25 protein-coding genes are annotated in these 21325 nt (G+C 71.8%); 21 read left to right on the top strand and 4 right to left on the bottom strand.

Going from position 1 to position 21325, the window contains the following annotated elements:
• Positions 1-8: 8 nt before the first annotated feature.
• Both TR48_RS31465 and TR48_RS31460 read left to right on the top strand, forming a co-directional pair.
• Positions 9-287 (top strand): SCO5555 family protein, encoded by a 279-nt coding sequence (locus TR48_RS31465; RefSeq protein WP_236652420.1) that lies wholly within the window; start codon positions 9-11, stop codon positions 285-287.
• Positions 288-412: 125 nt separating this feature from the next.
• Positions 413-1111: an HU family DNA-binding protein gene (locus TR48_RS31460; protein ID WP_042373755.1), complete on the top strand. Its 699-nt coding sequence runs from the start codon at positions 413-415 to the stop codon at positions 1109-1111.
• A 323-nt stretch (positions 1112-1434) separates the two neighbouring features.
• Here TR48_RS31460 and cofC read toward each other — a convergent pair whose 3' ends face one another.
• Entirely contained in the window at positions 1435-2262 is an 828-nt protein-coding gene (gene cofC / locus TR48_RS31455) for a 2-phospho-L-lactate guanylyltransferase (RefSeq protein WP_063771100.1), read from the bottom strand.
• Between the two features lie 140 nt (positions 2263-2402).
• Here cofC and TR48_RS31450 point away from each other — a divergent pair, with 140 nt between their 5' ends.
• The 3 genes from TR48_RS31450 to TR48_RS31440 all read left to right on the top strand — a co-directional run bounded on the left by TR48_RS31450 (position 2403) and on the right by TR48_RS31440 (position 5461).
• Positions 2403-3218 carry a lysophospholipid acyltransferase family protein gene (locus tag TR48_RS31450; protein ID WP_042373769.1) on the top strand — a complete coding sequence of 272 codons (816 nt, stop codon included), beginning with the start codon at positions 2403-2405 and terminating at the stop codon, positions 3216-3218.
• Complete coding sequence (locus tag TR48_RS31445; protein WP_084729919.1) at positions 3215-4219, top strand: NAD(P)H-dependent glycerol-3-phosphate dehydrogenase; 1005 nt, start codon at positions 3215-3217, stop codon at positions 4217-4219. Before TR48_RS31450 ends, TR48_RS31445 begins: the two co-directional genes overlap by 4 nt.
• 93 nt (positions 4220-4312) lie before the next feature.
• Entirely contained in the window at positions 4313-5461 is a 1149-nt protein-coding gene (locus TR48_RS31440; RefSeq protein ID WP_042373754.1) for a D-alanine--D-alanine ligase family protein, read from the top strand.
• Between the two features lie 32 nt (positions 5462-5493).
• Here TR48_RS31440 and TR48_RS31435 read toward each other — a convergent pair whose 3' ends face one another.
• Positions 5494-6015, bottom strand: coding sequence for a DUF3515 domain-containing protein (locus tag TR48_RS31435; RefSeq protein WP_052443205.1), 522 nt, complete (start codon positions 6013-6015; stop codon positions 5494-5496).
• A 20-nt stretch (positions 6016-6035) separates the two neighbouring features.
• On the bottom strand, positions 6036-6269 hold the full coding sequence (locus tag TR48_RS31430) for an Lrp/AsnC family transcriptional regulator (protein ID WP_042373753.1): 234 nt from the start codon (positions 6267-6269) through the stop codon (positions 6036-6038).
• 228 nt (positions 6270-6497) lie between these two features.
• Between TR48_RS31430 and TR48_RS31425 the strand changes: the two genes are divergently transcribed.
• The 3 genes from TR48_RS31425 (at position 6498) to thiD (ending at position 9519) form a co-directional block, all read left to right on the top strand.
• On the top strand, positions 6498-7463 hold the full coding sequence (locus TR48_RS31425; protein ID WP_042373752.1) for a thiamine-phosphate kinase: 966 nt from the start codon (positions 6498-6500) through the stop codon (positions 7461-7463).
• An 86-nt stretch (positions 7464-7549) separates the two neighbouring features.
• Positions 7550-8575, top strand: a complete 1026-nt coding sequence (locus tag TR48_RS31420) for a 6-phosphofructokinase (RefSeq protein WP_042373751.1) — start codon at positions 7550-7552, stop codon at positions 8573-8575.
• A gap of 131 nt (positions 8576-8706) precedes the next feature.
• Positions 8707-9519 (top strand): bifunctional hydroxymethylpyrimidine kinase/phosphomethylpyrimidine kinase, encoded by an 813-nt coding sequence (gene thiD, locus TR48_RS31415; protein ID WP_042373750.1) that lies wholly within the window; start codon positions 8707-8709, stop codon positions 9517-9519.
• Positions 9520-9612: 93 nt separating this feature from the next.
• Here thiD and rpmB read toward each other — a convergent pair whose 3' ends face one another.
• Entirely contained in the window at positions 9613-9798 is a 186-nt protein-coding gene (gene rpmB / locus TR48_RS41110) for a 50S ribosomal protein L28 (protein WP_084701635.1), read from the bottom strand.
• A gap of 264 nt (positions 9799-10062) precedes the next feature.
• Here rpmB and TR48_RS31410 point away from each other — a divergent pair, with 264 nt between their 5' ends.
• The 13 genes from TR48_RS31410 to TR48_RS43785 form a co-directional block, all read left to right on the top strand.
• Positions 10063-11715 (top strand): DAK2 domain-containing protein, encoded by a 1653-nt coding sequence (locus TR48_RS31410; protein WP_042373749.1) that lies wholly within the window; start codon positions 10063-10065, stop codon positions 11713-11715.
• Positions 11716-11762: 47 nt separating this feature from the next.
• Positions 11763-13955 carry an ATP-dependent DNA helicase RecG gene (gene recG / locus TR48_RS31405; protein ID WP_042373748.1) on the top strand — a complete coding sequence of 731 codons (2193 nt, stop codon included), beginning with the start codon at positions 11763-11765 and terminating at the stop codon, positions 13953-13955.
• A gap of 80 nt (positions 13956-14035) precedes the next feature.
• Positions 14036-14548, top strand: coding sequence for a hypothetical protein (locus tag TR48_RS31400; protein WP_042373747.1), 513 nt, complete (start codon positions 14036-14038; stop codon positions 14546-14548).
• Positions 14549-14750: 202 nt separating this feature from the next.
• Positions 14751-15341 (top strand): 16S rRNA (guanine(966)-N(2))-methyltransferase RsmD, encoded by a 591-nt coding sequence (gene rsmD, locus TR48_RS31395; protein WP_042373746.1) that lies wholly within the window; start codon positions 14751-14753, stop codon positions 15339-15341.
• A 14-nt stretch (positions 15342-15355) separates the two neighbouring features.
• Positions 15356-15859 carry a pantetheine-phosphate adenylyltransferase gene (gene coaD / locus TR48_RS31390; protein WP_042373766.1) on the top strand — a complete coding sequence of 168 codons (504 nt, stop codon included), beginning with the start codon at positions 15356-15358 and terminating at the stop codon, positions 15857-15859.
• Positions 15860-15934: 75 nt separating this feature from the next.
• Positions 15935-17020, top strand: a complete 1086-nt coding sequence (locus TR48_RS31385) for an ATP synthase F0 subunit B (RefSeq protein ID WP_042373745.1) — start codon at positions 15935-15937, stop codon at positions 17018-17020.
• A gap of 133 nt (positions 17021-17153) precedes the next feature.
• A complete protein-coding gene (locus tag TR48_RS31380; RefSeq protein WP_236652419.1) occupies positions 17154-17795 on the top strand; it encodes a YceD family protein in 642 nt (213 codons plus the stop codon).
• A 2-nt stretch (positions 17796-17797) separates the two neighbouring features.
• Complete coding sequence (gene rpmF, locus TR48_RS31375; RefSeq protein ID WP_042373744.1) at positions 17798-17971, top strand: 50S ribosomal protein L32; 174 nt, start codon at positions 17798-17800, stop codon at positions 17969-17971.
• A gap of 17 nt (positions 17972-17988) precedes the next feature.
• Positions 17989-18753: a ribonuclease III gene (rnc, locus tag TR48_RS31370; protein ID WP_152628292.1), complete on the top strand. Its 765-nt coding sequence runs from the start codon at positions 17989-17991 to the stop codon at positions 18751-18753.
• Positions 18754-18771: 18 nt separating this feature from the next.
• The gene (gene mutM, locus TR48_RS31365) at positions 18772-19638 is read left to right on the top strand and encodes a bifunctional DNA-formamidopyrimidine glycosylase/DNA-(apurinic or apyrimidinic site) lyase (RefSeq protein ID WP_042373743.1); all 867 of its coding nucleotides are present in this window, start codon (positions 18772-18774) and stop codon (positions 19636-19638) included.
• A 54-nt stretch (positions 19639-19692) separates the two neighbouring features.
• Positions 19693-20010 carry a WXG100 family type VII secretion target gene (locus TR48_RS31360; RefSeq protein ID WP_052443204.1) on the top strand — a complete coding sequence of 106 codons (318 nt, stop codon included), beginning with the start codon at positions 19693-19695 and terminating at the stop codon, positions 20008-20010.
• A gap of 4 nt (positions 20011-20014) precedes the next feature.
• Positions 20015-21148: a WXG100 family type VII secretion target gene (locus tag TR48_RS31355; protein ID WP_042373742.1), complete on the top strand. Its 1134-nt coding sequence runs from the start codon at positions 20015-20017 to the stop codon at positions 21146-21148.
• The coding region (locus TR48_RS43785; RefSeq protein WP_042373741.1) for a hypothetical protein at positions 21145-21325 on the top strand (181 nt) is incomplete at its 3' end. The genes TR48_RS31355 and TR48_RS43785, both read left to right, overlap by 4 nt.

The raw sequence follows: 21325 nt of genomic DNA, 5'->3' as shown, positions 1-21325 counted from the left end.
ATCTCCGCATGAGTCCCAGTGACCCGCCCCCTGGCGGCGACGACGCGGAGCTGAACGAGGAGGCCGCGGACGTCGAGCTCTACGGGGTGGTCGCACAGCGACTCAAGGATGCACACGCCCGTGTGCGTGCTCTGGACGTGTCGGACGCGGAGAGGGCCGCGTTGACCCGTTCGTTGCTCATGGTGACGGAGGCGGCGAAGCGCGATCTCCCGGAAGCCGCACGGAGGTTGGCGCGTTTCGTAGCGGACCTGGACGGCCTCGGGCCGACCGGTCGGACGACGGGCTGAAACCCGAATCCATTGCGACACAAGGGTGATGCGCCCGTTTGGTTATTGAAATGGCGTATATACATGCCTAACGTGCGAATTGCCCAGAAAGAATCTTCCGGGCAACCGTTTCCGAAGGGGAAGACGTGAACAAGGCGCAGCTTGTTGAAGCGGTGGCCGAGCAGCTTGGTGGCCGTCGCGCCGCCGCAGAGGCAGTTGATGCTGTGCTCGACACCATCGTGCGTGCGGTGACCGCGGGCGACCGCGTGTCCGTGACCGGTTTCGGCACTTTCGAGAAGGTGGACCGCGCCGCGCGGTTCGCCCGTAACCCGCAGACCGGCGACCGGGTCAAGGTCAAGAAGACCGCGGTTCCGCGTTTCCGCCCGGGTCAGGGTTTCAAGGACCTGGTCAGCGGCTCGAAGAAGCTACCGAAGTCGGGCGTGGCGGTTCGCAAGGCCCCCAAGGGCTCGCTGACCCCCGGCAAGTCCGGCATGGTCGCTCCGGCCGGCTCGCCGGCCGCGAAGAAGGCCGCGGCAGCGGCCAAGAAGGCCACGGCGAAGAAGACCACCCCGACGGTCAAGAAGGCCGCCGCCAAGAAGACCACGGCGGCCGCGGCGACGGCGAAGAAGACCGCCGCCAAGACCACGGCGGCCAAGACCGCCACGGCGAAGAAGACCACCGCCAAGAAGACCACGGCGGCGGTCAAGGCCCCGGCGAAGAAGACGGTCACCGCGACCACCTCCCGCCCCGCGGCCAAGAAGGCCACGACGGCGACGAAGGCCACCTCGGCGGCCAAGAAGACCACGGCCAAGAAGGCGACCGCCAAGAAGGCCGCGGCGAAGTAAGCCGCGTCGAGCACAGCCTCCCCAGGGGCGCGCTGAACCCACCCCGGTTCACCGCGCCCCTCGGCGTGCTCCGCCGAGGCACAGGGGACCTCGCACTCGCCTCGGGGGCGCGGGGCTCTGCCGATGTGCGGCTCCGCCGCGTGGGCGCGACCGGTCCGGCGGTGCGCCCGCCTGTGGTTGCACTCACTCGGGGGCGCGGGGCTCTGCGCGGCAAGCCATCCGCCCACGTAGCGCCCCGAACGCGCAGGGCCGTCCGCACGCCGGTTGCTGCTCGCGCAGTTCCTCGCGCCCTGGAGGGTGCAACCGCCTGCGGGAGCGAGGGCTCAGAAGGTCTGGAGGGTGATGAGCGTGATGCGGCGGTCCGGGCCGTTGCCCTCGGTTTCGATGCGGACGCGCTGGCCCGGCCGCAAGAGCCGCAGGCCGCCCGCGTCGAAGGCCGCGGAGTCGAACGGCAGGGGGGTGCCGTCGTCGAGCAGCACCTGGCCGCTGCGGCTGTCGGGGGAGTAGGTGTACGCGGTCGCCTGCATGAGGCCAAGCGTAGTCAGCGTGTGGCGTCCCGCGCCCAGCGCCAGGGCCACGCGCAGATCCGCCCCGGTGTCCACGTCCCGTCTCACGCTCGCGACGCCGTCGAGACGGAGCTCCACCGCGCCGGAGGCGGCATGGGCAGCGCGGGACTCCCCGCCGAACAGGGGACGCAGCGGGACGCCGGCAGCAGCCGCCAGCAGCGTCGTGCCGACGCCCTGCGTGTCCGCCAGGAACGCCCGCGGGTGGGCCGCCGCCGCGGTCAGCGCGCGGGCGAGTTCGAGGGAGCGCAGGGCCGGCAGATCCGCCGACATCGCCGCCACCGCCCCCGCGCCCAGCACCGTGCGCGCGTACCGGACGCCGTGGGCGAGTGCGGCGTTGAGGCCCGCGGCCGGCGTGTCGGGTATGACCGAGGCCCCGGCGAGGGCCAGCGCCGCGCTCGCGTGCTCGTCGTCGCAGACGGCCACCAGGCCGGCCACCGCCGCACACTGCCGGGCCGCGGCGACCGTGTCGAGCGCGAAGGCGAGGGCCAGCCGCGGCCGGAGCGACCCGACCGCGGGCGCGAGGCGGGACTTGCCCTCGGCCGGCGGCTTCAAGGGGATCACCACGGTCGTCTTCGGCGTCGTCATCGGCGCCCATTCTGCACGGAAGTGGCCCCTACCGGCGGGGGTGCCTCGACAGTGCCACGAGGCAGGGGCGACACTTGTGCGGTTGAACGTTAAGAATCACCGTCGGCCCGCGGGGGACGGCGCGCAAAGGAGGAGTGCTCGTGCCCGGCTCCAGCACCAGGGCGGCGCGCCGCAGATACGGCTTCTGGTACCGCCTGGCGGCTGTGATCGCGAAGCCCCCGCTGTTCGTGCTGACGAAGCGGGACTGGCGCGGTTACGAGAACATTCCGGCCGAGGGCGGATTCCTCACCGCGATCAACCACAACTCGTATTTGGACCCGCTGGTCTACGGGCACTTCCAGTACGACTCCGGCCGTCCCGCGCGATTTCTGGCGAAGGCCGGCGTCTTCAAGCTGCCGGTGATCAAGCAGATTCTGCACGGCGCCCGAATGATCCCGGTGTACCGCGGATCCACCGACGCGACACAGGCTTTCCGCGCCGCGATCGACGCCGTCGACTCCGGTGAATGCGTCGCGTTCTACATCGAGGGCACGCTCACCCGCGATCCGGAGCTCTGGCCGATGACCGGCAAGACCGGCGCCGCCCGCGTCGCGCTGACGACCGGCGCGCCCGTCATCCCGGTGGCCCAGTGGGGCGCGCACGAGATCATGCCGCGCTACGCGAAGGGCGGGAAGGGCAACCGCCGCTTCAAGCCGTTCCCCCGAAAGACCGTCAAGGTCGTCGCGGGCCCGGCCGTGGACCTCGACCGCTGGCGTGGTCAGGAGATCACGTCGACGGTCCTGCGCGAGGCGACCGACGCCATCATGGACGACATCACCGCGCTGCTGGAGCAGTTGCGCGGCGAGAAGGCGCCGGCCGAGCGCTTCGACATGGCCCGGTCGCGTGCGGCGACCAAGGGCGCGGCGGACGGCGAGACGGACGGGGAGAAGGAGAGCCAGAAGGAGCCCGCCGAGTGACCACCCGTTGCGCCGTCTTCGGCTACGGCTCCTGGGGCACCGCCTTCGCCATGGTCCTCGCCGACGCGGGTTGCGAGGTGACCCTGTGGGGCCGCCGGCAGGAACTGGTCGACGCCATCAACGGCACCAGGACCAACCCGGACTACCACCCGGGCATCGAGCTCCCGCCGAACATCACCGCGACCACCGACCCCGCGAAGGCCGCGGCGGACGCGGACTTCACCGTCCTGACCGTTCCGTCGCAGACGCTGCGCGAGGGCCTGCGCGCGTGGGTCCCGGTGCTGGCGCCGGACACGGTCCTGGTCAGCCTGATGAAGGGCGTGGAGCTCGGCACGGCCAAGCTGATGAGCGAGGTCGTCCAGGAGGTCGCCGAGGTTCCCGCTGAGCGGGTCGCGGTCGTCTCCGGCCCGAACCTCGCCGGCGAGATCATGCGGCGGCAGCCGGCCGCGAGCGTCGTCGCCTGCGCGGACGAGTCCGTCGGCAGGCGCCTCCAGGCGGCGTGCCTGACGGGGTACTTCCGGCCCTACACCATCACCGACGTGGTGGGCGCGGAGCTGGGCGGCGCGGTGAAGAACGTCATCGGTCTGGCCGTGGGCATCGTCGACGGCATGGGCTTCGGCGACAACACCAAGGCGTCCCTCATCACCCGCGGCCTCGCCGAGACCACCAGGCTCGGCCTGGCGATGGGCGCCGACGCCCACACCTTCGCGGGCCTCGCGGGCATGGGCGACCTCGTCGCCACCTGCTCCTCGCCGCTCTCCCGCAACCACACCTTCGGCATCAACCTCGGCCGCGGCATGTCCCTGGCCGAGGCGAGCGCGGCCATGCGGCAGACGGCCGAGGGCGTGAAGTCCTGCGTCTCCGTGCTGGACCTGGCCCACCGCCACGGCGTCGACATGCCCATCACGCAGACGGTCGTCGACATCGTCCACGGCGGCAAGTCCCCGCAGACGGCGGTCAAGGAACTCATGGGCCGCTCGGCCAAGCCCGAACGACGCTAGCCCCCGGCCGCGGCGCCACGGTCGGGGAGGGCCGCGAAAGGCGGTGGTGCCGCCGCGCCGGGACTGGACAGGGCGGGTAGTGTCCTACGGGATATGAGCACTCAGCCTTCCTCCCCCAGTCCCGCCGGAGGGCGCAAGCCCCGCGTCGCGGTCGTCTTCGGCGGCCGCAGCTCCGAGCACGCCATTTCCGTCGTCACCGCCGGCAGCGTCCTGCGCGCGCTGGACCGTGACGCGTACGAGGTGCTGCCGATCGGCATCACCCATGACGGCCGGTTCGCGCTCACGACCGACGAGCCCGAGCGGATGGCCATCACCGACGGCAAGCTGCCCGACGTGGACCAACTGGCCGAGTCCACCGAGGGTCAGGTGAACCTGCCCGCCAGCCCGATCGCCCGCGAGGTGGTCTACGCCGAGCCCGGTGCGGTGCCGAAGGCGCTCGGCGAGGTCGACGTCGTCCTGCCGCTGCTGCACGGCCCCTGGGGGGAGGACGGCACGCTGCAGGGTCTGCTGGAGCTCTCCGGCGTCCCGTACGTCGGCTCGGGCGTGTTGTCGAGCTCGATCGGCATGGACAAGGAGTACACCAAGCGGGTGCTCAAGGCCTTCGGCCTGCCGGTCGGCCCCTACACGGTGATCCGGCCGCGTGAGTGGGCCACCGAGGCCGGGCGCGCGGCGGCGCTGGCCCGCGTCGCCGAGCTCGCGTACCCGCTCTTCGTGAAGCCGAGCCGGGCCGGCTCGTCCATCGGCATCACGAAGGTGGACGACCCGGCCGACCTGGTCCGCGCCATCGAGTTCGCCCGCGAGCACGACCCGAAGGTGATCGTGGAGCAGGGCGTCAAGGGCCGCGAACTGGAGTGCGGCGTGCTGGAGTTCGAGGACGGCCCGCGCGCCAGCCTGCCGGCCGAGGTGCTCGTGGCCGACGGCTTCGACTTCTACGACTTCGAGGCCAAGTACATCGACGCCAACGATGTGCAGATTCCCGCGAACCTGAACGCCGACGAGCTCGCCGGTATCCAGGAGCTCGCCGTCCAGGTCTTCGAGGCGCTCTCCTGCGAGGGGCTGGCCCGCGTCGACGTCTTCCTTCAGGAGAACGGCGAGTACGTGGTCAACGAGATCAACACCATGCCGGGCTTCACCCCGATCTCGGCCTTCCCGAAGATGTGGGAGGCCTCCGGCATCGCCTACCCGCAACTGGTCGACCACCTGCTGCAGGCGGCGCTGCGCCGCTCCACCGGCCTGCGGTAGTCAGCCTCGCGAGCCTCTCGGCACAGACGGCTCTAAGCGCAGGAGAACTTCCGGTCCGCGTCGAGCGGGCTCGCCTTGGCCACGACGCCGGCGAGCTCGCTCAGCGGCGCCTGACGGCCCGCGTAGGCGCCGGGGACGTGCAGCTCGACGATCGCCTGCTGGTCGACCGAGGAGAACGTGAAGCTGTTGTCGCCCTGGTCGTGGACCGAGGCCCAGCAGACCGCGCCGACCTGTGCGCCGCTGATGTTGTCGCCCTCGGGGTTGTACTCCTTCGAGTGCGGGTCCAGCACCGACGGCATCGCGGCCCCGCAGCGCAGCGTCACCGCCGGGTCGCCCCAGGCGGCCGTGTTCGGGCTGCTGGGGGAGGTGTCGCGGCGGGGGAGGCCCATCAGCGTCCGCGGCAGGGCTTTCTGCAGCGCCGCGCACTGCTGCGCCACCGCCCCCGTGGTGGTCGGAGCCGCGACGGGCACGCTACCGCTCCCGCCACCGCCGCAGGCGGTCAGCAGGAGGGCGGTTGCGGCGGTCAGCGCGAACGGCGCGGCGATCCTGGTCACCCCGAGATGCTAACGGGGAGCTACAGGTGCACGACCGGGCAGGTCAGGGTCCGGGTGATCCCCTCCACCTGCTGGATCTGGGCCACGACCAGCTTGCCGAGGTCGTCCACCGTCTCCGCCTCGGCGCGGACGATCACGTCATAGGGCCCGGTCACGTCCTCTGCCTGGACCACTCCGGTGATCCGGGAGATGACCTCCGCCACGCTGGACGACTTGCCGACCTCTGTCTGGATGAGGATGTACGCCTGTACCACGGTGGACCTCCGGCGGCTCGAATCGGGGATCTTGCGCAGGTTGTGGTTCCCCGACTGTGACGAAGGAAACGGGGAAGAAGAGGAAACCGCCACGCTATCGTCCCCCGTCGTCCGCCGGGAGACCTCCTGCACCGCCGCAGGGCGTACGCTGCGCGCGTGAGGCGCACGTGTGCGCGCCCGCGACCAGAGTGTCTCAAGGACAGTCAGACCAGATCCGGAAGGAAACCCATGCAGGTCGGCGAGCTCGGTGAGTTCGGACTGATCCGGGAGCTGACCTCCCGGCTGCCGCAGACCTCCGCCGTGGAGCTCGGTCCTGGCGACGACGCGGCCGTCGTCGCCGCGCCCGACGGGCGGGTCGTGGCCACTACCGACGTGCTGCTGGAGGGCCGCCATTTCCGCCGGGACTGGTCCACCGCATACGACGTGGGCCGCAAGGCGGCCGCGCAGAACCTCGCCGACGTCGCCGCGATGGGCGCGGTCCCGACCGCGCTGCTGCTGGGTCTGGTCGTCCCGGCCGAACTGCCGGTCACCTGGGCGCTGGAGCTGATGGACGGCCTGCGCGACGAGTGCCAGGTGGCGGGCGCGGCCGTGGTCGGCGGCGACGTCGTGCGCGGCGAGGCGATCACCGTCTCCATCACCGCGCTGGGCGACCTGCAGGGCCGCCGCGCGGTCACCCGCTCCGGCGCCCGCCCCGGCGACAAGGTCGCCGTCACCGGCTGGCTCGGCTGGTCGGCGGCCGGCTTCACCGTCCTGTCGCGCGGCTTCCGCTCCCCGCGCGCTTTCGTGGAGGCGCATCGCCGCCCCGAGCCGCCCTACCACGCCGGCCCGTCCGCGGCCGTGCTGGGCGCGACGTCGATGATCGACGTCAGTGACGGCCTGGTCGCCGACCTCGGCCATGTCGCGGAGGCCAGCGGCGTCCACATCGATCTGCACGCGGCGGACTTCGACATCCCCGCGCAGATGGCCGACATCGGCCAGGCCGTCGGCGTCGACCCGCTGCTGTGGGTGCTCTCCGGCGGCGAGGACCACGCGCTGGTCGCCACCTTCCCGCCGGACACCCAGCTGCCGTCCCGCTGGCGGGTCGTGGGCGAGGTGACACGCCCGGCGAGTCTGTCCGGCACCGGTCGGGTCACGGTCGACGGCTCCGCCTGGGACCGCACCGGCGGCTGGGACCACTTCGGCGCACAGGCCTAGCGCGCTCTCCCGGAGCCGGGCGGGGTTCCGCGGGCCAGGCCCGACGCTGCGGGACGTAGTGTCCCCTTTCTGCATAGTCTTCCCTTATGCGAATCGGCGTGCTGACGAGCGGCGGAGACTGTCCCGGCCTGAACGCGGTGATCCGCTCGGTGGTGCACCGAGCGGTCACCGAACACGACGACACCGTGGTCGGCGTCGAGGACGGCTTCCTCGGCCTCATCGAGGGCCGCGCCCGCCCGCTGGCGCTGGACGCCGTCACCGGCATCCTCACCCGCGGCGGCACGATCCTCGGCAGCGCCCGCGTGGCCCGCGACCGCATGCGGCAGGCCGTCGGCGACGCCAGGCAGTTGGCCACCGCCATCGGCGTCGACGCGCTGATCGCCATCGGCGGCGAGGGCACGCTGACCGCGGCCCGCATGTTCAGCGAGGCCGGCCTGCCGGTCGTCGCCGTCCCCAAGACCATCGACAACGACATCGACGCCACGGACGTGACCTTCGGTCACGACACCGCGGTCTCGGTCGCCACGGACGCCATCGACCGGCTGAAGACCACGGCCGAGTCCCACCAGCGGGTGATGGTGGTCGAGCTGATGGGTCGCCACACCGGGTGGATCACCCTCCACGCCGGGATGGCGGGGGGCGCGCACGGCATCCTCATCCCGGAACGGCCCTTCGACGTCGAGACCGTGTGCTGCATGGTCGAGGAGCGGTTCTCCCGCGGCAAGAAGTTCGCCATCGTGGCCGTCGCGGAGGGCGCGCAGCCCGCCCCGGGCACGATGCGCTTCGCCCACGGCGGCACGGACGCCTTCGGGCACCAGACCTTCGGCGGCATCGGCTCGCGCCTCGCCGGCGAGATCGCCCAGTGGATCGGCAAGGAGTCCAAGCCGGTCATCCTCGGCCACGTCCAGCGCGGCGGCAGCCCGACGGCCGCGGACCGCGTCCTGGCCACCCGCTTCGGCTGGCACGCGGTCGAGGCCGTGCACAAGGGCGCGTACGGCCACATGACCGCGCTGCGCGGGACGGAGATCCACCTCGTGCCCATCGCTGAGGCGGTGGCGCAGCTGAAGACGGTCCCGGAGGACCGGTGGACCGAAGCGGAAGCAGTCCTTTGAGGGGGTTGCACTACCCAGGGGCGCGAGGATCTGCGCGACAAGCCGTCGACTCAGCCGCTGACCGGCAGGTGCAGGGCCATCCGCACGTCCGTGGTTTCTCGCGCAGTTCCTCGCGCCCCTAGGGTGAGTGCATGGCTTCTGTCTCCACCCATGCTGCTCCGCCCCGCGTGCTGACCATCGCGGGTTCTGATTCCGGCGGGGGCGCCGGGATCCAGGCCGATCTCAAGACCATGCTCGCCCTCGGGGTGCACGGCATGAGCGTCATCGCCGCCGTGACCGCGCAGAACTCCGTCGGGGTGCAGGGGTACTGGGAACTGCCCGTCGAGGCGGTCGTCGCGCAGTACCGGAGCGTCGTGGACGACATCGGCGTCCAGGCGGTGAAGACGGGCATGCTGGCCAGTGCCGAGCTCGTGGAAGCCGTGGCGGGGCTGCTCGCGGAGCGGCCCGCGCCCGTCGTGGTGGACCCGGTCGGGGTCAGCAAGCACGGCGACGCGCTGCTCGCCGCGTCCGCGGTCAGCGTCCTGCGGGACCGGCTGCTGCCGCAGGCGACCGTCGCCACCCCCAACCTGCACGAAGTGGCGCAGCTCACGGGCATCGAGGTGACCCGCGAGAGCGAACTCGCGGACGCGGCGAAGGCCGTGCAGGACCTCGGACCGCAGTGGGCGCTGGTGAAGGGCGGGCATCTGGAGGGCGACGCGGTCGACCTGCTGCGCGGGCCCGACGGGACCGAGACGCTGTTCCGCGCGCCCCGGCACGACAACCGGCACACCCACGGCACCGGCTGCACGCTGGCCAGCGCCATCGCGTCCTACCTCGCGCTGGGCCTGGACGTCCCGGATGCCGTCGCCGCGGCGAAGGAGTACATCACCGGCGCGATCGAGGGCGGCTTCGCGCTGGGCGCGGGCATCGGCCCGGTCGACCACGCCTGGCGCTTCAGGAAGTAGGAGAAGCAGGCGAAGCAGCCGGAGGGCAAAGCGAAGGGCCGGCCCACCCGGAGGTGGACCGGCCCTTGCGAAGCCGGAGGGGCAGCCGCCGCGTCAGCGGGAAACCTTGCCGGCCTTGATGCACGAGGTGCACACGTTGAGCCGCTTCGGCGTACGCCCGATCACAGCGCGGACCGTCTGGATGTTGGGGTTCCAACGACGACGGGTACGGCGGTGCGAAAAGGAGATGTTGTTGCCGAAGCCCGGCCCCTTGCCGCAGACGTCGCAGTTGGCAGCCACGGGAGTCACTCCAAAGACTTCAGATGCACTAACGGATCCAACCCCGAGGCGCGAACGCCGCGACAGCGGCTCGCACAGCTGTCCTGGGGGGTGGCCTGGAAGGATTCCAGGCAACCGGAGCAGCATACATCCGCTGACTCCGTAGAACGAAACTACCATGACGTGCCAGTGAACCCCGCATCGCCTCCGAGTGGGCGGCGCGGACCGAGGGGCCCGATCGGGCGATAGCCTGCGGGGGAAGCAGCGAACACGAGGAGAGACCCGGTGCCGCACACCCTCGACGCAGCGGCCGTGCGCGACTGGTGCCGGCTCTCCCTGGCCGCCCTCGGCCAGGCGCGCGAGGAGATCGACGCGCTGAACGTCTACCCGGTTCCCGACGGCGACACCGGGACCAACCTCTACCTGACCGTCGAGTCCGCGACCCAGCAGGTCGAGGCGCTCTTCCCGGTCGGGGACGGCGGCGGCCCCACCCTGCAGACCGCCCTGCGCGCGATGGCGCACGGAGCGCTGCTGGGGGCGCGCGGCAATTCGGGTGTGATCCTCTCGCAGCTGCTGCGCGGCGTCGCCGCGTCCGTGGGCGCCGGTCCCGGCGACGCGAGCGCCCTGCGCCGCGCGCTGCGGCGGGCCGCCGACGCCGGGTACGAGGCGGTGGCCGTGCCCGTCGAGGGGACCGTGCTGACCGTGGCCGCCGCGGCCGCCGCGGCCGTCGAGGCGCTGCCCGAGGAGGCGGGACTCTCCGCCGTCGCGGAGGCCGCGTTCGAGGCGGCGGGAGCCGCTCTCGCGCTCACCCCGCAGCAGTTGGACGTGCTCGGCCGGGCCGGCGTCGTCGACGCCGGGGGACGCGGCCTCGTCGCCGTCCTCGGCGCCCTGGCCGACGCGGTCAGCGGCCAGTCCCCGATGGGACCGCTGGCGCTGGCCACTCCGCGCACCACCCTCGTGTCGACGCAGCCGGAACGGCCCCGCGTCGCGGACGACCCGGACGGTCCCGCCTACGAGGTCGTCTACCTGCTCGACGCGCGCGACGAGGCTGTGCCCGGGCTGCGGGCCCGGCTCGCCGGGCTCGGCGACTCGCTCGTCGTCAGCGGCGGTGAGGGGCTGTGGAACGTGCACGTGCACGTCGACGACCCCGGCGCGGCCGTCGAGGCGGGCGTCGAGGCGGGACGCCCGCACCGGATCCGGATCACGCACTTCGCCTCCGCCGCGGCGGAGCAGGCGGCCGGCCACCCCGCCCACTTCGAGCAGCTCGGCCCGGCGCGCGCCGTGGTCTGCGTGGTCCAGGGCGAGGGGCTCGCGGGCCTGTGCCGCGAGTGCGGTGCGACCGTGCTCTCCGCCGACCCGGACCGCGCGCCCAGCAGCGCCGAGATCGCAGCCGCCATCCGCCGGGCCCACGCGCGCGAGGTCGTGCTGCTGCTCAACGACGCCGAACTGCGCGCCGCGGCCGGAGTCGCCGCCGACCAGCTGCGCGACGAGGGCGTCCGGGTCGCCGTCATCCCCACCCGCTCCCCCGTCCAGGGCCTGGCGGCCCTCGCCGTGCACGAGCCCGCGCGGCGCTTCGACGAGGACGTCGTCGCGATGACCTCCGCCGCCGGCGCCACCCGCTCCGCGGAGCTGGCCGTGGCCGAGGGGGAGTCGTGGACCATGGCCGGCGTCTGCCAGGCCGGTGACGTGCTCGGCCTCATCGACGGCGACGTGGCCGTCATCGGCGAGGCGGGGGAGATGGTCGCCACGGCCGCCACGGTGCTGGACCGGATGCTCGCGGCGGGCGGCGAGATGGTCACGCTGATCGTCGGCGAGGACGCCGTCCCCGGCCTGGCGGACGCGCTCGTCGCCCACCTGCGGCGCACCAACCCGGTGGTGGACGCCGTCGTCTACGAGGGCGGCCAGGGCGCCGCGCCGCTCGTCGTCGGCGTCGAGTGACACGCCCTTGCCCGGAGCTGTCCGACCGATGGTGCATCGTTGATTCTGTGTCCCCCCTCGACGAACCGCTCAAGAAGCTCCTCCCCTCCGGCGCCAAGCAGCTCGCGGAGGGGCTGGACCTGCACACCGTCGGCGACCTGCTGCACCACTTCCCGCGCCGCTACAACGAGCGCGGCGAACTGACCAGCCTGGACTCGCTGGAGGTCGACGAGCACGTCACCGTCGTGGCGCGGATCGAGAAGTGCACGCTGATCCCGTTCCGGGGACGCAAGGGCGACCGGCTGGAGGTCGTGGTCACCGACGGTCGCGGCCGTCTCTCGCTGACCTTCTTCAACCAGCGCTGGCGCGAGAAGGACCTCCGCCCGGGCCGCAGCGGGATGTTCGCGGGCAAGGTCGGCGTCTTCAACCGCACCCGGCAGCTGACCAACCCCGACTACGAGCTCTTCGGCGACGCCGACGACCCGGACGCACCCAAGGCCGCCGACCGCTTCGCCGGCCGGCTGATCCCGGTCTACCCGGCCACCGCCAAGGTTCCCTCCTGGCGGCTGGCCCTGGCAGTCGACGTCGTCCTCGACCAGATGAAGTGGGACGAGGTCCCCGACCCGGTCCCCGCCACGCTGCTCGCCGAGCGCGGCCTGATCCCGCTGCACCAGGCGCTGGAGCAGATCCACCGCCCGCGCAACCACGCCGAACGCCTCGCCGCGCAGGCCCGGTTGAAGTGGGACGAGGCGTTCGTCCTGCAGGTCGCCCTCGCCCGCCGCCGGGCCGACGACTCCGCCCGCCCCGCGGTGGCCCGCGCGCCGCGTGCCGGCGCGCTGCTGGACGCCTTCGACGCGAAGCTGCCGTTCACGTTGACCGATGGTCAGCAACGCGTCTGCGCGGAGATCTTCGCGGACCTCGCCACCGAGCACCCGATGCACCGCCTGCTCCAGGGCGAGGTCGGGTCCGGCAAGACCCTCGTCGCGCTGCGCGCCATGCTCGCCGTCGTCGACGCGGGCGGCCAGGCCGCGATGCTCGCCCCGACGGAGGTGCTGGCCCAGCAGCACCACCGCTCCATCGTGGAGATGATGGGGGAGCTGGCCGAGGGCGGGATGCTCGGCGGCGCCGAGCACGGCACCAAGGTCACGCTGCTCACGGGCTCGATGGGCGTCCCGGCCCGGCGGCAGGCGCTGCTGGACCTGGTCAGCGGCGAGGCCGGGATCGTCATCGGCACGCACGCGCTCATCGAGGACAAGGTGCAGTTCCTCGACCTCGGCCTGGTCGTCGTCGACGAGCAGCACCGCTTCGGCGTCGAGCAGCGCGACGCGCTGCGCGCCAAGGCCGAACGCCCGCCGCACCTGCTGGTCATGACGGCCACGCCGATCCCGCGCACGGTCGCCATGACGGTCTTCGGCGACCTGGAGACCTCCGTCCTGGACCAGCTCCCGGCCGGTCGCTCGCCCATCTCCTCGCACGTCGTGCCCGCCCTGGAACGCCCCAACTTCCTCTCCCGCGCCTGGGAGCGGATCCGCGAGGAGGTCGGCAAGGGTCACCAGGCCTACGTCGTCACCCCGCGCATCGGGGACGAGGAGGACGAGAAGGCGCTCAAGAAGGCGGCGAAGGAGACCAAGGAGGGCGACGACCGCCGCCCGCCGCTGGCCGTCCTCGATGTCGCCGAGGAGCTGCGCGGCGGCCCGCTCGCCGGCCTGCGCGTCGAGGTCCTGCACGGCCGGATGGCCCCCGACGCCAAGGACGAGGTCATGCGGGCCTTCTCCGCGGGCGAGGTGGACGTGCTGGTCGCCACCACGGTCATCGAGGTCGGCGTCAACGTCCCCAACGCCACGGTGATGGTCATCATGGACGCCGACCGCTTCGGCGTCTCCCAGCTGCACCAGCTGCGCGGGCGCGTCGGCCGCGGCTCCGCGCCGGGCCTCTGCCTGCTGGTGACGGACATGCCGGCCGCGTCCGGCGCCCGCCAGCGCCTCGACGCGGTGGCGGAGACCCTCGACGGCTTCGAGCTCTCCCGGATCGACCTGGAGCAGCGCCGCGAGGGCGACGTCCTGGGGCAGGCCCAGTCCGGCGTGAGGTCCTCGCTGCGCGTCCTGTCCGTCCTGGAGGACGAGGACATCATCGCGGCGGCCCGCACGGAGGCGACGTCGCTCGTCGCCGCGGACCCGGAGCTGACGGAGCATCCGGCGCTGCGCAGCGCGCTCGACTCGCTGCTCGGAGCGGAGCGGGCGGAGTACCTGGAGAAGGGCTGACTGTCAGTGCCCCCTGCGAGAATAGAGGTGTTGTGAACGGGGCCTGACCGGCCAAAACAACGTTCTCAGGGGGCACTTCCATGGCGTTCCGTCACCTGAACGAGCTGCCGCTCGGTGACAAGGTCTTCCGCATCGAACTCAGCAGTGAGGACGACCGAGAGGTCACCCTCACCCTCACCGGCTGGCGCGAGGGTCACGCGTCCGAGCCGATCGCCTCCGGCAAGCTCCGGCTGCCGGTCGAGGACACCGCGTCCCTCCGCATCGCGCTGAACCGCGCGCTGCGCGCCCTCGCCATCGTCGCCGACGTCTCCGAGCCGATCCCGGACCGGGACGTCCTCCGCGAGCTGTACCCGGGCCACGGCGCGCCGTGGGTCCCGCAGCACGAGGAGGAGCTGGTCCGTCGCTTCCACGACGGCGAAACCATAGCCCGCGTGGCGGCCCGCTTCGGCCGCACGCCCGACTCCGTCCGCACGAAGCTGCGCGAGCTGGGGCATGACCCCCGCCGCCCCGAGTACTGCCCGCCCGACGGCTGCCTCTCCTGGTCCCGCTACGCCTCCCCGGCACTGCTGGGTTCGGTGACGGCCGAGGGGTAGTCGCACCCTCAGGGGCGCGGGGCTCTGCGATGTGCGGCTCCGCCGCGTGTGCGCGACAAGCCACCCACGCAGGTAGAGGCCCGAACGCGAAGGGCCATCCGCCCGCCGGTGGTTCTCGCGCAGTTCCCCGCGCCCCCAGGTGCTGCCTCTTGCACTAGCGTTGACATCGCACATCTCCCCCACCAGCAAGGACGCCGACCACATGACCCGCGTGATCGCCGGAGCCGCTCGGGGCCGACGCCTGGCCGTGCCCCCGGGGAACGGCACCCGTCCCACCTCGGACCGGGCGCGGGAAGCGCTCTTCTCCAGTTGGGAGGCGCTGCGCGGCTCCCTCGCGGGCGCGCGCGTGATCGACCTGTACGCCGGGTCGGGGGCGGTGGGGCTCGAGGCGCTGTCGAGGGGCGCGGCCCACACCCTGCTCGTCGAGGAGGATCCGGCCGCCGTCAAGGTGATCCTCGCCAACGTGCGGACGCTCTCCCTGCCGGGCGCCGAGGTCCGTTCGGGGAAGGCCGAGCGGGTGATCGCGGGGGCGCCACCGTCCATCCCCTACGACCTGGTGTTTCTCGATCCGCCCTACGCCGTCACCGACGGCGAACTGCGGGAGATTCTGGTCACACTCGGCTCGGAGGGCTGGCTCGACGCGGACGTGATCGTCACCGTGGAGCGCAGCACCAGAGGCGGCGCTTTCACCTGGCCGGAGGGCTTCGAGGGCCTGCGCGAGCGCCGCTACGGCGAGGCGACCCTTTGGTACGGTCGCGCCGCCGACGGAGCCGGCAAGGGAGCCGGCCTGTGAGCGAGGAGATGACGATGTTCCGCCGTGCCGTCTGCCCGGGGTCCTTCGACCCCATCCACAACGGCCACCTCGACACGATCGAGCGCGCTTCGCGGCTCTACGACGTCGTCCACGTCGCCGTGCTGGTCAACCCCTCCAAGAAGGGGATGTTCAGCGTCGACGAGCGGTGCGCCATGATCGAGGAGATCACCGCGGAGTACGGCAACGTCAAGGTCGAGTCGCACCAGGGGCTGCTTGTCGACTACTGCCGCGACCGGGAGATCCCGGCGATCGTCAAGGGCCTGCGCGCGGTCAGCGACTTCGACTACGAGCTGCAGATGGCCCAGATGAACCACGGGCTGACCGGCGTGGAGACGCTCTTCGTGCCGACCAACCCGACGTACAGCTTCCTCTCCTCCTCGCTGATCAAGGAGGTCGCCACCCTTGGTGGCGATGTGTCCCATCTTGTCCCCGACTTGGTGCTGCGCAGGCTGACCGAGCGCATCGCCGAGCGACGCGCACAGCCCACGAAGCCGTAGGACTGAGTACAGTTCGTAGCTCCAGTTTCCGGCCGGTTGTACTGGTCCAGGCAGCCTCGTGGAAAGCGTGACCCGGTGGACGTGCAGCAGAAGCTCGACGAGATCACCAAGCTCGTGGAAGGCGCCCGGTCGATGCCGATGTCGGCCTCGATCGTGGTCAACAGGGCGGAGCTGGTGACTCTGCTCACGGAGCTGCGCGAGGAGCTCCCCGGCGAGATCGCCAAGGCGCAGGAGACGGTCCAGTACGGCGACCAGGTCGTCGAGGACGCGCGCCGGGAGGCCGAGCGCGTGGTCGCCGCCGCGCACGACGAGCGGCAGCAGCTCATCAACGGCACCGACTACGTCGCCGTGGCCCAGGCCGAGGCGGACCGCCTGCTGGCGGAGGCCCGCGCGGAGGTGGCCGAGCAGCGGCGCGAGGCGGACGACTACGTCGACAGCAAGCTGGCCAACTTCGAGGTCGTGCTGACCAAGACCCTCGGTGCGATCGGCCGCGGTCGCGAGAAGCTGCGCGTGTCCGGCGGCCCCGTCGAGGGCGAGGACGGCGAGGAGTTCGCGCAGGACGCGTTCCGCTCGCCCAGCCCCGAGGTGGACGAGTACGTCGACGTGAAGCTCGCCACGTTGGAGGGCGCGCTGAGCAAGACACTGGAGGCGGTCGGCCGCGGCCGAGACAAGCTGCTGGGCAAGCGGCCCATCGACGAGCTGGGCGCCTATCTGGCCGCGGCCGACGAGGCGGCCGGCGTTGAGCAGGGCGACGCCCGCCAGGCGGCCGTCGCCGCCGAGCTGAGCCGCCAGGGCATGATGCCCGGGACGGACCAGCACGGCCAGGAGATGCCGCATCCGGAGATGCCGCACCCGGACATGCACCCGCAGCCGCAGGTCGAGTACTGGCCCCAGCAGGACCCGTACGGCCAGCCGCAGCAGCAGCCGGCGTACGACCCGTACACCGGGGGCTATGTCGAGCAGCAGCCGGTCTACGACCCCTACGCGGGCGGTTACGTCGAGCAGCAGCCGGTCTACGACGCGTACTGCCAGCCGGTCCAGCACGCGCAGATCCCCCAGCAGCAGCCGCCCCACTACGCGCAGCAGCAGGAAGTGACCAGCTTCTTCGACACCGGCTTCATCGACGTGTCGAAGCTGCGCGAGTACGGCCAGGGGCACTGATCATCCGCACCGGAGTTGGGTCGGGGTTCCGGCGTCGGGTATTCTGACCTCTCCGGCTTGATGTGCTGGCGTTGGCTGCTGCCCGGACTCGGATCACCCGACACCCTGGGTGCGGCGGCCGCCGAAGACCTGAGTGAAGGACAGACCCCTGAACCGCCTCGACCACCGCAACCCGCTCGTGTTCGACACACACGAGCTGGGCCGTCGGCCTGGGGCGATGCGGAAGGTGTCCCGCTCGGTCCCGGCGCCGGCCGACTTCGGCAACGAAGTGATCAGCGTGCCCGAGGGCGCGTCGATCGAGCTGGAGCTCCGACTGGAGTCGGTCATCGAGGGCGTGCTCGTCACGGGCACGGCCGAGGCCGACCTCAAGGGCGAGTGCGTACGCTGCCTGGAGCCGATCGAGCGTGAGCTCGACGCGGACTTCCAGGAGCTGTACTACTACCCCGAGGCGGCTGACCGCTTCGGGGGAGTGTCCGACTCCGACGAGGAGGAGGACGACGAGACTTACCGTCTCGAGGGCGACCTGTTCGACCTCGAGCCGGTGCTGCGTGACGCGGTGGTGCTCGCACTGCCGCTGCAGCCGGTGTGCCAGGACGACTGCCTGGGTCTGTGTTCCGAATGCGGAGCGCGGCTCACGGACGACCCGGACCACCACCATGACGCCGTCGACCCCCGGTGGGCGGCACTGCAGGGACTCTCGGCCGCATCGACCGCGACCGGTAGTGAAGAGGACAGCGTCACCCGGGAGGGTGCCGCCGAGAACCAGGAGAAGTAGCTGTGGCTGTTCCCAAGCGGAAGATGTCGCGCAGCAACACGCGTCACCGCCGTTCGCAGTGGAAGGCCACTGCTCCCGCGCTCGTGGCGTGCGACCGCTGCCACCAGCCGAAGCTGGGTCACATCGCGTGCCCGAGCTGCGGCACCTACAACCGCCGTCAGGTCCTGTCGGTCTGACGGCAGGAGAACACCAGATGTCAGCGTCAGCATCCGCTTCGCACGCCGACACCGGGTACAGCGTTCTGGAGGGACGGCTCGGCTACACGCTGGAGCCGTCCCTTCTGACGCGTGCACTGACCCACCGCTCGTACGCGTACGAGAACGGTGGTCTTCCCACGAACGAACGCCTGGAGTTCCTGGGCGATTCGGTGCTGGGCCTGGTGGTGACGGACACCCTGTACCGCGTCCACCCCGACCTCCCGGAGGGGCAGCTCGCGAAGCTGCGAGCCGCGGTGGTCAACTCGCGCGCCCTTGCGGACGTCGCGCGGGGCCTGGACCTCGGCACCTTCATCAGCCTCGGTCGTGGCGAGGAGGGCACCGGTGGCCGGGACAAGTCCTCGATCCTCGCGGACACCCTCGAGGCCGTCATCGGGGCGGTCTACCTCGACCAGGGGCTGGACTCCGCCTCCGAGCTGGTGCACCGGCTCTTCGACCCGCTGATCGAGAAGTCCTCGAACCTCGGCGCGGGCCTGGACTGGAAGACCAGCCTGCAGGAGCTCACCGCGACCGTCGGCATCGGCGTGCCGGAGTACGTCGTCACCGAGTCCGGTCCGGACCACGAGAAGACGTTCATCGCCGCCGCCCGCGTGGGCGGGGAGGACTACGGCACGGGCTCCGGTCGCTCCAAGAAGGAGGCCGAGCAGAAGGCCGCCGAGAGCGCCTGGCACGCCATCCGCGAGAAGCACGGCGACGGCACCGCCTCCGCCGGTGGTTCCGCGGCCTCCGTCGGCGACGCATAACACGGCTAGGCTGCCCGGATGCCTGAACTTCCCGAAGTAGAGGTCGTCCGGCGCGGCCTTTCCCGCTGGGTCAGCGGCCGTAAGGTCAGCGCCGTCGAGGTGCTGCACCCGCGCGCCGTGCGCCGCCACGCGGCCGGCCCGGACGACTTCGCCGCGCAGCTGCGCGGCCGGGAGCTCGGGGCCGCGCAGCGTCGCGGCAAGTACCTGTGGCTGCCGCTGCCCGGCACCGGCGTCTCGCTGCTGGGCCATCTCGGCATGAGCGGGCAGCTGCTGGTCCAGCCGGAGGGCGCGCCCGACGAGAAGCATCTGCGGATCCGGGTGCGCTTCGACGACCCGACCGGAACCGAGCTCCGCTTCGTCGACCAGCGCACCTTCGGCGGCCTCGCCGTCGAGGACGCGGACCCGAGCGACCCGGACGCCGCTCCGATGTCCCTCGCGCACATCGCCCGCGACCCGCTCGACCCGCGCTTCGACGACACCGCCTTCCTCGCCGCGCTGCGCCGCCGCAGCAGCGGCGTCAAGCGCGCCCTGCTCGACCAGTCGCTGATCAGCGGCGTCGGCAACATCTACGCCGACGAGGCGTTGTGGCGCAGCAAGCTCCACTACGACCGCCCGGCCGACACCCTCACCCGCCCGGCGTCCGAGCTGCTGCTCGCCTCCGCCCGCGCGGTGATGTCCGAGGCCCTGGCGCAGGGCGGCACCAGCTTCGACAGCCTGTACGTCAACGTCAACGGCGAGTCCGGCTACTTCTCCCGCTCCCTGGACGCCTACGGCCGCGAGGGCCAGGCCTGCAAGCGCTGCGCCACGCCGATGCGCCGCGCCTCGTGGATGAACCGCTCCAGCTACTTCTGCCCCAAGTGCCAACGGCTGCCCCGTTCGCGATGACCCGTCAGCACTGTGAAAAGCTGGTCTCCACGTAGCGAACGGGGAGCAGCAGGCATGTACGTGAGTTCGGACTTCTACATCGACCCGGCGGCCGTGATGTCGCTGGCGGACGAGTTCCAGGCGGCGGCTGACGCGCTCGGCGGCCGGGCGCCCGCCTTCGCGAGCAACGTCCTTGAGATCGGTGACGCGTTCGGCCTGCTGGGCGAGTGCACCGGCGCGGCCGAGCAGTACCAGCAGTTGGTGAACCACACCGGCCACGGTCTGGGCGAGCTGGAGCAGGCCCTCGCGGCGGACGCGGCCGGGCTTGTTCACACGGCCGACCAGTACATCCTCGTCGACCAGCACAACTCGGGTCTGCTCGGGGGGAACTGAAACCATGGACATCAACGGCGCGATCGCCGGCAAGGTGGCGAAGGTGCTCTCCCTGCTCGACCTGCCCTGGCCCGGCGGCGACCCGGCGGCGCTGCGCCGCTTCGCGGGCGAGTGGCGGGCGATGGCGGGCGAGCTCACCACCACGGCGGACCGACTGGACCGCAGGGTCCACGCGGTCGTCGGTTCTTCCTGGCGCGGCACGGCGGCGGACGCCTTCGCCGCGCACTGGCAGCAGCAGCACGAGGCGATGCAGCAGAGCGTGCAGAACTTCGAGGCCGTCGCGAAGGAGCTCGACGGCTACGCGGACGAGGCGGAGCAGATCATCGAGGCCATCGTCGAGATCGCTCTGGAGATCGCCGAGTTCGAGCTGGCCGGGGCGTTCCTGACGTTTGTGACGGCGGGCATCTCCGACGCCGTGGCCGCAGCCGCGTCGGGGGAGCGGGCGCTGAAGATCGTGCAGCTGATCGACAAGTTCATCACGATGGCGAAGCGGGCCGAGCGGATCGTCACCGAGTTGATCGAGAAGATCAGAAAGCTCGGCATGATCCCCCGGATCATGGTGGACTCGCTCAAGAACACCGCGATGAACCTGACCGGGACCCAGCTCACGAACCTGATGTCGGGCAAGGGCCTGGTCGGCGGCTCCGACCTGGAGAGCGCGGCGCTGGCCGGCGTCGGCGCGGCCGGGCTGAGCGGCGGCGCGGCCAAACTCGGCGACAAGCTCTTCACCTCCTCGGGCGCGCATGCGGCCCCGAGCAGGATCAACGCCTTTCTGCAGGGCGAGGGCACCGGCAACGCGTTCGCCATGGGCGGCCTCACCAGCGCCGGTGGCAGCGCCTTCGCCGACACGGCCCAGGGCAAGGACGGCCGCACGACCATCGCGGACACCCTGACCGGCGGTGTGACCGGCGGCATCGGAGCAGCCAGGGCCGAGCCGCTGCGCGTCGACCCGCTGGAGAGCACCGGACGCCACGCCAAGCCCTCCGAGCTGGACCCCTATATCCCGGTCGGCCAGGAGATCGGCACCAACGGTGCGGTCTACGGCGAGGGCGGGACCCTGGAGAACGCGGTGAACCAGAACCCCGTCCTCCCGCGGCAGAGCCAGGGAGCCGACGGCGCTGTGCAGGGGGTCGAGTGACCGTGACGATCCTGGTGGTCGTGCTGATCCTGGCGGCGTTCTTCGGCATCGGCGTGCTGGTCGTGTCCTCCCAGGAGTCCTCGAAGAAGCGGGAACGGGAGGCGGTGACGGTCAGCCGTCCGGGCTGGCACAGCAACGCCGGCGGCCCGGCGCCTGCGCCGCCCCCACCGCCCGGGG

The organism is Streptacidiphilus neutrinimicus (assembly GCF_000787815.1).
Lineage (GTDB): Bacteria > Actinomycetota > Actinomycetes > Streptomycetales > Streptomycetaceae > Streptacidiphilus > Streptacidiphilus neutrinimicus.
Note: the sequence above shows the minus strand (reverse complement) of the source record. Positions and strands in the feature narration are given on the sequence as shown.

Excerpts from the sequence above, each read along its gene's own strand:
- rnc (WP_152628292.1), top strand. The coding sequence starts at position 17,989 with ATGTCAGCGTCAGCATCCGCTTCGCACGCCGACACCGGGTACAGCGTT.
- rsmD (WP_042373746.1), top strand. The coding sequence starts at position 14,751 with ATGACCCGCGTGATCGCCGGAGCCGCTCGGGGCCGACGCCTGGCCGTG.
- mutM (WP_042373743.1), top strand. The coding sequence starts at position 18,772 with ATGCCTGAACTTCCCGAAGTAGAGGTCGTCCGGCGCGGCCTTTCCCGC.
- cofC (WP_063771100.1), bottom strand. The coding sequence starts at position 2,262 with ATGACGACGCCGAAGACGACCGTGGTGATCCCCTTGAAGCCGCCGGCC.
- TR48_RS31355 (WP_042373742.1), top strand. The coding sequence starts at position 20,015 with ATGGACATCAACGGCGCGATCGCCGGCAAGGTGGCGAAGGTGCTCTCC.
- TR48_RS31420 (WP_042373751.1), top strand. The coding sequence starts at position 7,550 with ATGCGAATCGGCGTGCTGACGAGCGGCGGAGACTGTCCCGGCCTGAAC.
- TR48_RS31425 (WP_042373752.1), top strand. The coding sequence starts at position 6,498 with ATGCAGGTCGGCGAGCTCGGTGAGTTCGGACTGATCCGGGAGCTGACC.
- TR48_RS31400 (WP_042373747.1), top strand. The coding sequence starts at position 14,036 with ATGGCGTTCCGTCACCTGAACGAGCTGCCGCTCGGTGACAAGGTCTTC.
- TR48_RS31465 (WP_236652420.1), top strand. The coding sequence starts at position 9 with ATGAGTCCCAGTGACCCGCCCCCTGGCGGCGACGACGCGGAGCTGAAC.
- thiD (WP_042373750.1), top strand. The coding sequence starts at position 8,707 with ATGGCTTCTGTCTCCACCCATGCTGCTCCGCCCCGCGTGCTGACCATC.
- coaD (WP_042373766.1), top strand. The coding sequence starts at position 15,356 with ATGTTCCGCCGTGCCGTCTGCCCGGGGTCCTTCGACCCCATCCACAAC.
- TR48_RS31440 (WP_042373754.1), top strand. The coding sequence starts at position 4,313 with ATGAGCACTCAGCCTTCCTCCCCCAGTCCCGCCGGAGGGCGCAAGCCC.
- TR48_RS31360 (WP_052443204.1), top strand. The coding sequence starts at position 19,693 with ATGTACGTGAGTTCGGACTTCTACATCGACCCGGCGGCCGTGATGTCG.